Source organism: Actinomyces sp. S6-Spd3, assembly GCF_000758755.1.
GTDB lineage: Bacteria > Actinomycetota > Actinomycetes > Actinomycetales > Actinomycetaceae > Pauljensenia.
This window is the reverse complement of sequence record NZ_JRMV01000272.1, coordinates 24957-38983: the sequence shown is the minus strand read 5'-3', so window position 1 is coordinate 38983 and position 14027 is coordinate 24957. Positions and strand designations below refer to the sequence as shown.

Here is a 14027-nt window from a genome sequence, read left to right as displayed (position 1 = left end):
GCGGCACGGACGAAGCGTACGCGGCGCGGAAATGGTCGAGGCCAAGCGCTGTGTCTATGCGTTGAAGGGTGCGCGGCACCATACGCGTGGGGAGTGCCAAACGTCTTGGTGAGCGCATAAACTGGCACAGTGCTGTCGACCTATGGGGAAATTCTTCGTCTGAACCGTGCTTGGTGTTTTTCGGCTGCTGGGTTCATTTTGCGTCTACCCATGTCCATCATGCCGATCTCGATTATTTTGTCGATCCAGGCGGCATATGGAAACTACACCCTCGCGGGCGTGGTCTCGGCGATCAATATCATCGCTTTGGCGGTGACCGCACCGATGTGGGCACGACTGGTTGACCGCTATGGACAGCTCAAAATCATGGGACCGGTTTTCGCGGTTTCTGCTATCGCGACCACCGTTCTCTTGTTTGCAACCTTAGAGGTTGCATCCACATGGATCCTCTTCGTATCGGCAGGTATTGCGGGAGCCACGTGGGGTTCCCCGGGTGCCCTAGTTCGTGCACGTTGGATTCGCGCGACTGACACCGTTGCCCAGCTCAATAGTGCCTTCGCATTGGAGGCCGCAGTTGACGAGTTTGTCTACATCGTTGGCCCCGTGGTTGCAACGGTTTTGGGTACTGCTCTTCACCCGACAACGGGTGTTGCCGTTTCCATTGTTTTCCTTGTCCTCGGAGCAGCGCTCTTCTTGGGACAGCGTTCTTCCGAGCCGGTTCCCGTGTCCCATCGTTCGCCCGTCCACCTTGACGAGGCGGGGGAGGCATCCACTTCCGAAGACGGAGGCAAGGGGACTGCTACTGGCGCCGCGGCCTCGGCCCCTCAGCGCTCTCTGCTTCTGCTCCCCGCAATGATCGTCCTCATGCTGACTTACGCGGGAATGGGCGCGCAATTCGGAGCAAACGATATCGCGGTTGTCGCATTCACGAAGGAGCTCGGGGTTCCGGCGCTTTCAGGCGTTTTGCTGGCCATGTTCTCCGTCGGTTCCTTCATTTCTGCCCTGCTCTATGGCGCGCGAAGCTGGCGCCACCCCCTGTGGAAGCTCTTCGCAGTCGGCGTTGTTGCCCTTGCCATTGGAATGACTGCATATCTGCTGGCGAACTCTTTGGTCTCGCTGGGGATCATCATGTTGATCAGTGGCATTGCCTGCGCGCCTACCATGACGAACGTCAACATGATGGTCACGAAGTCGGTTCCTCGCCATCGTCAAACCGAGGGCTTGGCATGGCTGAGCACAGCGATCAACTTGGGTGTTTCCCTTGGTTCTTCCGCCTCTGGACCGGCAGTTGACCGCTATGGTTCCACCGGTGCCTACGTGATGATTGCGATTTTTGCCTGGCTTATGGTTCTGGGTATGGTTGTTGGCCTGCCGACCCTCAAGAAGTCTCTCCTCAAATCCGCCCAGGAGGAGGCTGAACACCAGCGCGAAGTTTTGGATGAGGATTGAGATGATCGATAACGAAACCCCATCCCTCGCGCTTTCCGTCGCTGCTTCCCTTGACGAGGCGACTTCCCGAGGCCTCGCAGGCCTGCTGGGGTGGGCGGGTTTCTACCCTGGGATCGTGGGTTTTGGCGGTTATGCCTCCGAAAAAACGGCTCGCGTCATGGCTCGAGTCATTATGGAGGACCGCGGTGGTGAGCGTTCGTGGCTCAGCCAGCGTCGCGGCTGGCGTCAGTTTTTCGATGCCCAGGTCCCCGGCCAACCTGTTGTCGTGACTTTTGGTCAGGCACAAACTCTTGCCTTCAGTGACCGCGGTGGATACATCGATATTGATCTTGAGGGACACGGTTTGGCGGCGGGATGGCATACTGCTTCGATTCAGCCCTTGAACGCCTGTGATGTCGTAAAACTGGGTTTGCAAGAGGGTGAGAAACTTTTTCGTTTATCCCAGCTCGGCCACGGCGAGCTAAGCGCGGGCGGCGAGTTGTTCCGTGTTCAACGCGCTGACGATGATCGTGTATTGGGGCGGGTACGCGCAGCAAAATCGGTTGATGTCTCTTTGCGCGTGATTGGCAACGACGAAGAGTTTGGTGTGGTTTCCGATATCGATGACACCATCATTGTCTCGATGATTCCGCGACTCCTCACGGCCGCAAAACACGCGCTGATGGAGCGAGTTTCTCAGCGCGAGGCCGTGCCTGGAATGGCCCGTTTCCTACGTAAACTTTCTCGTCGAGAGATGCCAATCCTCGCCCGAGGAAAGGGCGCTGGTGGGCGCGCAGGAGCGCGGCCTCGTGAGCTTCCAGTCATGTATCTGTCGACGGGGCCGTGGAACTTGGTTCCCGGCTTGCGTGAGTTTTTGCGACGTGCCGACTATCCGATGGGTGCTTTGCTCATGACGGATTTTGGGCCCTCGAATACCGGGTGGTTCCGTTCTGGGATGGAACACAAGAGGCGCGAACTTCGTCGTTTACGCCGGACTTTTCCGCATATTAGGTGGATCTTGGTCGGTGACGACGGGCAGCACGATCCCGAGATTTATGCCGAATTTGCGCGGGAATTTCCGCACAATGTTGCGGGAATTGCTATTCGTTCGCTCTCACAAATCGAGCAATTGATGGCGCACGGTACTTTTGAAGCGATTTCCTCAGGCGCTTTGGATGATGTGCCGGCGGGTATCCCGCGTTGGTGCGGCGAAGATGGAGATGCGTTAAGGCGGGCGGTTGCAACTGAGCAGTCGCAACCGCCAACCCCGTAACGTCTAACCGGATATTTGGGCCGCTGAAGCAAGACCAAATATCCGGCTGCAGTCCTCGAGGCGGCGGGTCCTGCACTGTTTAGAGTAGTCTGTTTCAGTTCATTACGGCAGGGGTTAGTTCGTGCGGAAAGCTAAATTTTCGCGCCATTTAGCGGGCTGTTGACTAGGCAATAAGCCTGATGGGACCGGGTATCGATGGTTGACGAGGAAGCAAAATTGATACCCCTGTGATTTGTGGCATAGGTTGACGTAATGAGCACTATTCTCAAAGAATCTTCTTTACCAAATCTTGACAATCGTAATCGAAATGTAATGTTTAAATCATGGACACGTGAAGTTTTTGGGAAGAAAGTCGGCTATGCTCTCGGTCATCAGCACTTCTGATGAACAGCATTCCTAATAGGAGGAATCCCTATGAACCTCAAGAGGTCTTGGCTGGCAGTGCCCGCCGTCCTTGGTCTGACACTGACCGCCTGCTCTTCTGGCAGCACCGGCTCCAATGGTGGGTCGTCTGGTGGGTCTTCGGACAACATTGTCACCGTTAACGGTTCTGAGCCCCAGAACCCGCTGATCCCGGCGAACACCAACGAGACCGGTGGTGGCCGCATCGTCTCCAGCATCTTCTCGTCCCCCGCTTACTACGCGGCTGACGGTTCGACTCAGCTGGACGCTGCAGAGTCCATTACCCCTAACGCTGACAACACCGAGTGGACCATTAAGCTCCGCGCCGATGGTAAGTTCTCCGACGGCACCCCCGTTCTGGCAAAGAACTTCGTCGAGGCATGGAAGATGGCCACGAAGCAGAACCTCGGTTCCGCAGGCTTCTTCGCTGACGTTATCGGCACCGACGATGACGGCTCTGGCGACATGGAAGGCGGCCTCGAGATCCTCGATGACTACACCTTCGTTGTCAAGCTGAAGGGTCCCGAGTCGGACTTCATGAAGCGCCTGGGCTACACCGCCTACTCTCCGCTTCCCGACTCGACTCTGGCAGACCCCAAGAACGGTGGCGAGCACCCCGTGGGTAACGGCCCCTACATGCCTAACGGTGAGAATGCTTGGCAGCACTCCAAGCAGATCGATCTGGCCGTGAACCCCAACTACTCCGGTCCTCGTACCGCGAAGAATGGTGGCCTGCGCATCGTCTTCTACCAGTCCCTTGATGCTGCTTACGCTGACCTGAGCTCCAACGACCTCGACGTGCTCGATGCTGTCCCGAACTCGGTCTTCTCCAGCTACCAGCAGGAACTGTCCGGACGTACCGCCAACCAGCCTGCGGCCGTCATTCAGTACGTCACCATCCCCAGTCGCCTGGAGCACTTCTCCGGTGAAGAAGGCAAGCTGCGTCGCAAGGCCATCTCGATGTCGATCGACCGTGATTCGATCATCAAGACCGTCTTCGCCGGTACCCGTACCGCTGCTAAGGACTTCACCTCTCCCGCAATCGATGGATACAAGGAAGGCCTGAAGGGTTCCGAGGTTCTGACCTACAACCCTGAGAAGGCTAAGGAACTGTGGGCACAGGCCAACGCCATCTCCCCGTGGAGCGGCAAGCTGCAGATCGCTTACAACTCCGATGGTGGACACCAGCAGTGGGTTGACGCAACCTGCAACTCCATCAAGAACACCCTGGGTATTGAGGCTGAAGGCGACGCCTACGCAGACTTCAAGTCCCTCTTGGGCGACATGAAGGCCGGCACCACTAAGGGCGGCTTCCGTCAGGGCTGGCAGGGCGACTACCCCTCGCTCTACAACTTCCTGTTCCCGACCTACTCCTCGAATGCTTCCTCCAACTACGCCGGTTGGAAGAACGCTGAGTTCGATAAGTACCTGAGCGACTCTCTGTCCGCTTCGGGCACCGAGGCTCTTGAGCTCCAGTACAAGGCAGAAGAGCTGCTCTTCGAGGATATGCCGGTTATCCCGACCTGGTACTCGAACACCAACGGTGCATGGTCCACCAAGGTGAGCAACGTTCAGTTCACCTGGAACTCGACCGTGAACTACTTCGCGATTACCAAGAACTGAACATAGTTCTTCCCCGCTGAACATAGGCGGAAAAACTGTGGGGTGGAGGTCATTAGGCTTCCACCCCACAGTTGTTCATGACTTCACGCGAAACGTGCGTGTGTGCGCGTAATTAAAGACACACGATTGACCATTTACCACTTCTTTGCATTACTATGATCAGTAGTACGCATGAGTAGTGTCGTGTACCTGCTTTCGGCCTCAGGCTTGTAGAGTGTGCGACCCATGCGAAATCCCGTTCATCTTGATGAACCCCGACGAGTTTGCGAAAACCATTCGTAAACGCATGTATTAAAAGGACCTGTCCATGCTGCGATACATCGGACGACGTCTCCTGCAGACCATTCCGGTCTTCTTTGGAGCAACGTTCCTGATCTTTGCGATGGTCTACCTGATGCCAGGTGATCCCGTCGCGGCCCTCGGTGGCGATAAGGGCTTGACCGAGGCTGCGGCAGCTCGAATCCGCGAAGAGTACAACCTTGATAAGCCTTTCTGGCTGCAGTACCTGCTCTACCTCAAGGGCATCTTCACCCTTGACTTCGGAAAGACCTTCTCCGGTCGACCGGTCACCGAGGTACTGGCAACCGCATTCCCGATCACCATCCGACTGGCTGTCTACGCCCTCTTGATTGAGGCTATTCTCGGCATCCTCTTCGGCGTTATCGCAGGTGTGCGTCGCGGCGGTATTTTCGACTCGACGGTCCTGGTTCTCTCGCTGGTCGTCATTTCCGTGCCGACCTTCGTTATCGGCTTCCTCATGCAGTTCTTCCTCGGCATCAAATGGGGTATCTTCCCGCCAACGGCAAGTACTGTTTCATTGAAGTCGTTGACGATGCCTGCAATTGTGCTAGGCGCAACCTCTCTCGCATACGTCATCCGACTCACGCGCCAATCGGTGTCCGAAAACGTTTCTGCCGATTACGTGCGTACCGCTCGCGCCAAGGGCCTGAAAGAAGGCACCGTGATGACGCGCCACATTCTGCGTAACTCGCTGATCCCCGTCGCAACCTTCCTCGGTGGCGACTTGGGTGGCCTCATGGGTGGCGCAATCATCACCGAAGGTATCTTCAACATCAACGGTGTTGGCGGTACCTTGTGGCAGTCCATCGTCCGCGGTGAGCCCGCCACCGTTGTCTCCTTCACGACAGTCCTGGTCATGGTTTACATCACCGCAAACCTCCTTGTTGACCTGCTGTACGCCGTTCTTGATCCGAGGATTCGCTATGAGTGATTTCATCCCTTCGCAAGCTATTTCGCGTACTCGCGCCGGTCAGGAGCACTACGTCTCGGATATCGATGAGACCGGTCTGGGCGCAGTTGACGCAGTTGCCGATGAGTCCGCACCCGCCTCAATGTGGGGTGAAGCGTGGAAGAACCTGCGCAAGCGTCCCCTGTTCTGGATCGCCGCGGTCATTATCGTCATTGCCATCTTGATCTCTGCCTTCCCGCAGCTTTTCACCAGCGTTAAGCCCGACTACTGCGAACTCTCGCACTCTCTGGGCAAGCCCGAGGCCGGACACCCCTTCGGCTACACCTTCCAGGGCTGCGATATCTACGCTCGCGTCATCTACGGTGCACGCGCCTCGGTTTCCGTCGGCGTTCTGACGACGATTTGCGTCGTCTTGATTGGTGCAACTCTTGGCTCCATCGCCGGCTTCCTCGGCGGTTGGATTGACGCCGTGATCTCACGTGTCACCGACATCTTTTTCGCAGTTCCTCTGCTGCTTGCAGCAATTGTCTTCATGCAGATGTTCAAGCAGCACCGCAACATCTGGATGGTCATCTTGGTCTTGTCGATGTTCGGTTGGACTCAGATCGCACGTATCACGCGCGGTTCGGTCATGAGCGCCAAGAACGAAGAATTCGTCACGGCCGCGAAGGCAACCGGTGCATCGCGTTGGCGCATCCTGCTTTCCCACATCATCCCGAACTCCATGGCGCCGATCATTGTCTACGCGACGGTCGCTCTGGGTTCCTTCATCGTCGCCGAGGCCTCGCTGTCCTTCATGGGCATCGGTCTTCCCCCGACGGTGGTGTCTTGGGGTGCTGACATCTCGCAGGCGAAGGATAACCTGAGGCAGGCACCGATGGTTCTCTTCTACCCCGCTATGGCACTGGCCTTGACCGTGCTCAGCTTCATCACGATGGGTGACGCCGTTCGCGAAGCCCTTGACCCGAAGGCGAAGAAGTGAACGAAGAACAATTCGAAGAGACTGTCACCGAGGTCATCCTCGAAGGCGCTGAGAAGGTCGAAGTCCACCCGGACGACGCCAACCCCTTGCTGAAGATCACCGACCTCGAGGTCACCTTCACGACCTCGACCGGTGTTGTTCCCGCCGTTCGCGGAGCTAACCTGACCATTTACCCCGGTCAGACCGTTGCAATCGTCGGCGAGTCCGGTTCGGGTAAGTCGACCACAGCCGCTGCCGTTATCGGCCTGCTTCCGGGCACCGGTAAGGTGACCGGCGGCTCCATCGAGTTCGACGGCAAGGAGCTCACCAAGATGAGTTCCAAGGAATGGATCGAACTGCGCGGATCCGGCATTGGCTTGGTTCCCCAGGACCCGATGAGTAACCTGAACCCCGTTCTTCGCGTGGGCACGCAGGTGAAGGAAGCCCTGCTGGCGAACAATATTGTTCCCCGCTCCGAAGCAGGGGAGCGCGTCACCGAGCTGCTCGAACAAGCCGGCCTTCCCGACGGTGAGCGCCGCGCAAAGCAGTACCCGCACGAGTTCTCGGGCGGTATGCGTCAGCGCGTGCTGATCGCAATCGGTCTTGCTTCTCGTCCGAAGCTGCTCATTGCTGACGAGCCGACCTCCGCACTGGACGTGACTGTTCAGCGTCGCATTCTCGATCACCTCGAGACGCTCACCAAGGAAATGGGCACGGCAGTGCTCTTCATTACCCACGACTTGGGTCTTGCCGCTGAGCGCGCCGAACAGCTCGTCGTTATGCACCGCGGTCGCATCGTGGAATCCGGTCCTGCTCTGGAGATCCTCCAGCACCCGCAGCACCCCTACACGAAGCGCCTGGTGTCCGCGGCCCCGTCCTTGGCCTCGGCACGTATCGAGTCCGCTCACGCGCGCGGCATCACGCACACGGAAGAAGAACTCACTGGCTCGGCGAAGAACGCCTCGAGCGAGGAAATGATTCGCGTCGAGCACCTCACCAAGGAGTTCCACATCCGCGGCGCGAAGGGCGAGGCCGCGAAGCTTCTTGCGGTCGATGATGTCTCCTTCACGCTGCGTCGTGGAAAGACTCTGGCGGTCGTGGGTGAATCTGGTTCGGGTAAGTCAACTGCCGCGAACATGATCCTCCACCTGCTGGAGCCGACCTCGGGCAAGATCTTCTTCGACGGTGAGGACACCTCGGAGTACAGCGAAGCACAGCTTTTCGCGCTGCGTCGTCGCCTCCAGGCCGTGTTCCAGAACCCCTACGGTTCGCTGGACCCGATGTATTCGATCTACAGAATCATCGAAGAGCCGCTGCGCATCCACAGCTACGGTACTAAGGCCTACGCTCAGCAGGAAGTGGAGCGCGCGAAGGCGACCGGTCGCGATCCCGAACCGTGGGCCGTTGCCGCTCTTGAAGGTCATGGCGAGGCCGAGAAGAAGCTGCGCGCAGAGCGCGTCGCCGAACTGCTCGACCTGGTTGCCCTGCCGCGAAGCGCCATGCGTCGTTACCCGAACGAGCTTTCCGGTGGTCAGCGTCAGCGCGTTGCGGTTGCGCGTGCGCTTGCGCTGAACCCCGAAGTGATCGTCCTGGACGAGGCCGTGTCTGCTCTGGACGTGCTCGTGCAGAACCAGATTCTGCACCTGCTGAACGATTTGCAGGCTCAGCTGGGATTGTCCTACCTCTTCATCACCCACGACCTGGCTGTTGTTCGCCAGATCGCCGATGATGTCGTGGTCATGGAGAAGGGACGCTTGGTTGAAGCGAATACGACCGATGCTCTCTTCGACAATCCGGTTCAGGATTACACTCGCGAGCTGATCGAGGCTGTTCCTGGTCGAAAGATCCAGCTGAACCTCTGAGCGTTCTTTCGCAGTTTTCTCGTGTGGGCAGGCCTTCGGGTCTGCCCACACGTGTGTGTGCGGCTGCCTGTCGTTCTTCCCGCCCACATATTCCTGCTTTAGCTCACTCGTTCCTGTCCTATTGCTGTTCTGAGGCCGTAGGTGTGCGAGCTAAAACAGGAATGAGGGAGCTTAGACACGGACGGTTGAGCGGCGGATCGACAGCGTATGCGAGACCGTCACATCTGCCACGCCCTGAGGTTCTTCCTCTAACGAGGCCGCGCCTTCCTCACTGCTGAGCTTCCCATTAGCTGCGTGGGGTTGCTTTCCGCCCGCGCCACCGCGCCCCTCAATGAGTGCAATCAGGCCTTGGACGGCCTCGCGAGCAATCGCGTGAGTATCGGGGGTGATCGTGGTCAGCGTTGGCGTTGAGAAGCGTGAAAGAACCGTATCGTCCCACGTGGAGACCAGCACGTCCTCGGGTACGCGCACATTTGCCTCGGCAAGCGCGCGCAGTGCACCGATTCCCAAGAGGTCGTTCATCGTGAAGATCGCATCGGGGAGGTTGTTGGACTCCAGCCACTGCGAGAGTGCTTCCTGCGCTCCACCTGCGGTCCAGGGGGACACTTCGACGCTGCGCCATGCCCACGAATCCAAGCCGAGCTCGGCCAGTGCCTTCTCGATCCCCCGTTGGCGAAGTGCGCCCGCGCTGGAGGTAGCCTGCGTGTGCGTCGATCCCAGAACCAGGAAACTGCGCGCTCCCTGGTCGTAGAGATGATGGACCATTTCCGAGGCCGCGGAGACGTTATCCATTGAAAAGTGGGGGATACCCGCGTCTTGGATCCTTTCACCGAGCAGCACCAGCGGTGCGTCCAACTCGAGCTGGTTGAGGCCGTCAAGGTCGAGCTCGATGGGGGAAAGGATGAGTCCATCGATGAGATTGGTTCGGAAATCGCGCAGGACCGAGACTTCATGTTCGCGCGAACCAGCAGTCTCGACAACCATGATCGAATATCCACTGCGCCGCGCCTCTTCTTGGATGAGGTGCGCGAGTTCCCCGAAGTAGGGCCATGCGAGGTTGGGAATTGCCAATGCCAAGGTGTGGGTCTGTCCCTGTCGAAGGCGCTGCGCAGCAATATTCGGTCGGTAACCCAGTTGACGGATTGCGTCCTCAACTGCCTTCCGAGTAGCGGGGGAAATATGGGGGAAATTATTTACTACGTTTGAAACGGTGCGCTGTGAGACGCCGGCGAGTTGCGCAACATCGCGCATATTAGGCCGTGAAGCTTTCATGTCCGTCTCCGATAAAATCGCGGCGAGATGTGGAATTATCAGGGGATATGGGCTCTAGTCTACTGAAAAATCAGGGAATCCGCTGAAGAGATTGCGATAATTTGCTACGTTGCAATTTTCTGGAAAATCCTGCATGATAATTCCATGAAGGTCAACGTAGACACTTTTGAAGCATGGAGCGACGCGCACTATCCTCGCCCCGATCTTTGCCGTGAATCATGGTTGAACCTAGGCGGCCAATGGGAATTCGCAACGGATCCTACCGATGAAGGCCTTACCTTGGGATGGCACCTCCCCGGTGCTCACTTCTCGCACACAATCTGTGTTCCTTTCCCTCCCGGAAGCCCCAGCAGTCAGTGGAGCGGAGAGCGCTCCGATGTTGTCTGGTATCGCAGGCGCGTCACACCTGAAGAAATCAAAGACGCCGGCCTAGCTGACGCCGGCCACCGCCCCCACCTCCTCATTCACTTCGAGGCCGTCGATTTCGCAAGCGACGTGTGGGTCAACGGACTTCACCTCGTCCATCATGAAGGTGGCTACACCCCCTTCACCGTTGAGATTGATCCCAGTGACTACCTCGACGCAGGCTTCGAAATTGTTGTGAGGGCGCACGATCGCCTTGACGCGGTCGATCAGCCTCGTGGCAAGCAAGACTGGCAAGAACATCCCCACGGTATTTGGTACCACTCCGTCGTCGGAATTTGGCGCGATGTGTGGATGGAAGTAGTGCCCGCAAACTACGTTCGCTCGCTGACCTGGTCATGGGACATCGAAGAAGCCCAAGTGACCTGCGATGTGGAGTGTGCTGGCCTCCCGCTTAACACGGGCACTCACGAGGCCATCGAGGCAAGCCTCACCCTTGACCTTGCGGGCGTCACGCTAGCGGCAACCATGGTCCGTGCGCGCTCAGGCCAGCTCCGCCTCGTCGCACAAATCCCCGCATTGGCAAACCGTCAGGAATGGGGCCGGCTGCTGTGGTCGCCCGCCCACCCCAACCTCATCAACGCGCACATCTGCGTGGGCGAAGACGAGGTTGTCTCCTACGTGGGAATCCGCGACGTCAACCTCTCGCACCGCTACCTCGAGATCAACCACCAGCCCACCTACTTGCGTGGCATCCTCGACCAGGGCTACTGGCCGAGTTCATACTTCACTGCGCCAAGTGCCGAGGCGCTGAAAGCAGACCTGGAACTTGCCCGAGATATGGGCTTCAACTTCGTGCGAATCCACGAACGCAGCGCCGATCGGCGAACCCTGACATGGGCTGATCGTATGGGAATGATGGTCTGGGGAGAATCCGCCTCGGCCTACGCTTTCAGCGACCGAGCGGTCAGCGTCACCACGCAGGAATGGCACGACCTAGTTCTGCGCGACCGCAACCACCCCAGCGTCATCGTGTGGGTGCCCTTCAATGAAAGTTGGGGAGTAGACCTCATCGTCACCTCATCGCGCCAGCAGGCATTTGTCCGCTCGGTCGTCGCGCTCACCGATGCGCTTGACGGAACTCGCCCAGTCATCGCAAACGATGGGTGGGAGCAGCTGGAAACTCCGATCGTGACAACCCATGACTACGGGGTTTACGGCGAGCAACTCCGCGTCAACTACGCCGACCGTGAATCGATTGCAGAGCTGGTGAACGGAGTCGGTCCACAGGGACGCAAGATCCTTCTGGGGCAGCCGTGGAGTGATGACCGCCCCGTCATGGTCACGGAGTTCGGCGGGATCTCATTGCCGCTGGATGCGGAAGACGCATGGGGCTACGCGGTTGTCCCCAATGCGCAAGCCTACGAAGAACGCGTGAGTGGTCTTTTCGAGGCCCTTGAAGCCTCTCCGATCCTCGCGGGCTTCTGCTACACGCAACTGACCGACACCCGCCAAGAAACAAACGGCCTCGCTGACGAAAACCGCACTCCGAAGCTCCCGCTGGATGTGATTCGTGGTTTCGTCACCAGCTCCGCTCAGCAGAGCGGACAGATTCGGCCTCGCACGATTGTCGAGGCCAGCGCGGTGCTAGGCACCGATGAGCGCAGTGTCGTGTCAACGGCTTTCGAAGGTGATCACAATGCCTAAGCCACGCGTGCTTCGCAGATGGGCCGTGAACTTCGCCTTCACGCTTCCCTTCCTGATCTTCTACGGGATCTTCATCCTCTTCCCGGTCGTCCAGGCTGTCCTCATGTCCTTCTTCAACTGGGACCTGCTGGGCAGTACCCGCGAATGGATCGGGTTGGAAAATTACACCCACATGCTTGGCGGTACCGGCCTGGTTTGGGACGCCACTTCGATGTGGCTTGTTCGATTGCTCTGCTTAGTGTGCGGAGTGTATGTGGCCGTCAAGGCGGTGCGCGAACGCGATCTGAACTCGGGCCGAATCCTCTTGATCGTCACCTTGATCGCCGCGGCAATCATCTTGGGAATCCACCCCGGTGACGGTGGCTCCTGGTCTGACCCGCGTTTTTGGAACGCGATGAAGAACACCGCGATCTTTACCCTGGTTTCGACGCCAATCATCGCGGGCCTCGGCCTGATCTATGCGCTCCTCCTTCAACGAGGCGGACGGGCAAGCTCCTTCTACCGCGCGGCGCTCTTCGTCCCCTACGTTCTTCCGGTCTCGGTTGCCACCCTGATCTGGGGATATATGCTCAATCCCTCGCGCGGCATCGTCGCGCGCTTCACCGAATACATGGGGTGGGGGACCATCTCGTGGCTTTCGGATCCGCAGTGGGCAATGACCGCAATCGTTGTAACAACCGTATGGTGGACGGTCGGCTTCAACCTCATCCTCTTTGGTGCGGGCCTTCAAGACATCGATCCGACGCTGTACGAGGCCGCAAGCTTGGACGGCGCGAATTCCTTCCAAAAATTCGTCAACATCACCCTTCCGGGCCTTCGTCACGCAACGGTCTTGGTTCTGGTCACCCAGATCATTGCCTCGTTCCAAATCTTCGGTCAGGTCAACATCATGACCGCGGGCGGCCCCGGTGGAACAACGGATGTCCTCGTGCGCTACATCTACCAGACGGGCTTTAGGGATACCCAGCTTGGCTACGCCTCGGCAATGTCCTTGGTGCTCTTCGTGCTGATGGTCTTCATCTCGCTCATTCAATTCCTCATTTCACGCCAAAGGAGCCGCTGAGATGCGAGAGAAATTCAAGTCCTGCGGCTACCACGCAGTGATGCTCGTACTTGCCTTGCTGTGGCTGATTCCGCTGCTGTGGACGGTGGTTATTTCCCTGAGCTCGAACTCTTCACTGAAGACGAACTCGCAGATTCTTGTCCCCACCGAGCCGACCCTGTCGAACTATGTGGACGTTTTTAGAACTGGACTCGCGGGGCGCTGGTTCCTCAACTCGATGATTGTTTCGATCACCGCCACGATCATCACCGTCCTCATCTGCGCGGCCGCCGGATACGCCTTCGCGAAGCTGCCTTTCCCCGGGCGCACCGTGGTCTACGGGCTGACCTTGGCGGGAATGATGGTTCCTAAAGAGGCAATGTTCGTCCCCTTGTTCATGATGTTTTCCGAGGCCGGGCTGGCGAATTCCTACATTGCGCTGATTTTCCCCCGCGTGGCCTTCCCCCTGGGCGTTTTCATCATGACGCAGTTCTTCTCTCAGGTACCCAGCGAAATGGAAGAGGCTGCGCAAGTTGATGGGGCTTCTCCAATTCGAGTCTTCTTCTCCATCATGGTTCCGCTGGCGCGACCGGCTTTGATCGCCCTGGCAACCTTCTCTTTCGTTCAGACCTGGAACGACTACCTGTGGCCCTTGGTTTCGGCAACAAAGCCCGAAATGTTCACGGTGACCACGGGCCTCGCATCCTTGCAGGGAACCTTCGCGCAATCGACAGAACTGGGCTCGCTGATGGCTCGAGGAATCGTCGGTGCTGCGCCCCTGCTCATTGTCTTCCTCCTGCTTCAGAAGTATCTGATCAGAGGAATCTCACTGTCCAGTGGCGATAAGTAGGCTATCGCCACCTGCGCCACACGCCTGATCGGCT

Annotated in this window: 10 protein-coding genes; 9 read left to right on the top strand and 1 reads right to left on the bottom strand. The window is 58.1% G+C overall.

Annotated elements, in window-relative coordinates; all coding sequences use genetic code 11:
- Positions 1 to 129 precede the first annotated feature (129 nt).
- The 6 genes from HMPREF1627_RS02285 (at position 130) to HMPREF1627_RS02260 (ending at position 8759) form a co-directional block, all read left to right on the top strand.
- Positions 130 to 1449 (top strand): MFS transporter, encoded by a 1320-nt coding sequence (locus HMPREF1627_RS02285; protein ID WP_034500817.1) that lies wholly within the window; start codon positions 130 to 132, stop codon positions 1447 to 1449.
- A 1-nt stretch (position 1450) separates the two neighbouring features.
- Positions 1451 to 2701: an App1 family protein gene (locus tag HMPREF1627_RS02280; protein WP_034500815.1), complete on the top strand. Its 1251-nt coding sequence runs from the start codon at positions 1451 to 1453 to the stop codon at positions 2699 to 2701.
- A gap of 414 nt (positions 2702 to 3115) precedes the next feature.
- Complete coding sequence (locus tag HMPREF1627_RS02275) at positions 3116 to 4726, top strand: peptide ABC transporter substrate-binding protein (protein WP_034500814.1); 1611 nt, start codon at positions 3116 to 3118, stop codon at positions 4724 to 4726.
- A 307-nt stretch (positions 4727 to 5033) separates the two neighbouring features.
- The gene (locus HMPREF1627_RS02270; RefSeq protein ID WP_034500813.1) at positions 5034 to 5957 is read left to right on the top strand and encodes an ABC transporter permease; all 924 of its coding nucleotides are present in this window, start codon (positions 5034 to 5036) and stop codon (positions 5955 to 5957) included.
- Complete coding sequence (locus HMPREF1627_RS02265) at positions 5950 to 6918, top strand: ABC transporter permease (protein ID WP_034500811.1); 969 nt, start codon at positions 5950 to 5952, stop codon at positions 6916 to 6918. The genes HMPREF1627_RS02270 and HMPREF1627_RS02265 overlap by 8 nt, the downstream gene beginning before the upstream one ends.
- Before the next feature lie 35 nt (positions 6919 to 6953).
- Positions 6954 to 8759, top strand: coding sequence for a dipeptide ABC transporter ATP-binding protein (locus tag HMPREF1627_RS02260; RefSeq protein WP_234305231.1), 1806 nt, complete (start codon positions 6954 to 6956; stop codon positions 8757 to 8759).
- Between the two features lie 171 nt (positions 8760 to 8930).
- On the opposite strand, the gene HMPREF1627_RS02255 is transcribed toward HMPREF1627_RS02260, so the two are convergent.
- The gene (locus HMPREF1627_RS02255) at positions 8931 to 10031 is read right to left on the bottom strand and encodes a LacI family DNA-binding transcriptional regulator (RefSeq protein WP_234305210.1); all 1101 of its coding nucleotides are present in this window, start codon (positions 10029 to 10031) and stop codon (positions 8931 to 8933) included.
- A gap of 144 nt (positions 10032 to 10175) precedes the next feature.
- Here HMPREF1627_RS02255 and HMPREF1627_RS02250 point away from each other — a divergent pair, with 144 nt between their 5' ends.
- Genes HMPREF1627_RS02250 through HMPREF1627_RS02240 form a run of 3 tightly spaced genes read left to right on the top strand, consistent with a single transcriptional unit; the run spans position 10176 to position 13993 of the window.
- Positions 10176 to 12101, top strand: coding sequence for a glycoside hydrolase family 2 protein (locus tag HMPREF1627_RS02250; protein ID WP_034500805.1), 1926 nt, complete (start codon positions 10176 to 10178; stop codon positions 12099 to 12101).
- A complete protein-coding gene (locus HMPREF1627_RS02245; RefSeq protein ID WP_034500804.1) occupies positions 12094 to 13164 on the top strand; it encodes a carbohydrate ABC transporter permease in 1071 nt (356 codons plus the stop codon). The genes HMPREF1627_RS02250 and HMPREF1627_RS02245 overlap by 8 nt, the downstream gene beginning before the upstream one ends.
- A gap of 1 nt (position 13165) precedes the next feature.
- Positions 13166 to 13993, top strand: a complete 828-nt coding sequence (locus HMPREF1627_RS02240; protein ID WP_034500803.1) for a carbohydrate ABC transporter permease — start codon at positions 13166 to 13168, stop codon at positions 13991 to 13993.
- The last annotated feature ends 34 nt before the right edge of the window (positions 13994 to 14027 follow it).

Bases quoted from the DNA above. Each gene is read 5' to 3' on its own strand.
- HMPREF1627_RS02255 (WP_234305210.1), bottom strand. From the start codon at position 10,031: ATGAAAGCTTCACGGCCTAATATGCGCGATGTTGCGCAACTCGCCGGC.
- HMPREF1627_RS02270 (WP_034500813.1), top strand. From the start codon at position 5,034: ATGCTGCGATACATCGGACGACGTCTCCTGCAGACCATTCCGGTCTTC.
- HMPREF1627_RS02265 (WP_034500811.1), top strand. From the start codon at position 5,950: ATGAGTGATTTCATCCCTTCGCAAGCTATTTCGCGTACTCGCGCCGGT.
- HMPREF1627_RS02245 (WP_034500804.1), top strand. From the start codon at position 12,094: ATGCCTAAGCCACGCGTGCTTCGCAGATGGGCCGTGAACTTCGCCTTC.
- HMPREF1627_RS02250 (WP_034500805.1), top strand. From the start codon at position 10,176: ATGAAGGTCAACGTAGACACTTTTGAAGCATGGAGCGACGCGCACTAT.
- HMPREF1627_RS02240 (WP_034500803.1), top strand. From the start codon at position 13,166: ATGCGAGAGAAATTCAAGTCCTGCGGCTACCACGCAGTGATGCTCGTA.
- HMPREF1627_RS02275 (WP_034500814.1), top strand. From the start codon at position 3,116: ATGAACCTCAAGAGGTCTTGGCTGGCAGTGCCCGCCGTCCTTGGTCTG.
- HMPREF1627_RS02280 (WP_034500815.1), top strand. From the start codon at position 1,451: ATGATCGATAACGAAACCCCATCCCTCGCGCTTTCCGTCGCTGCTTCC.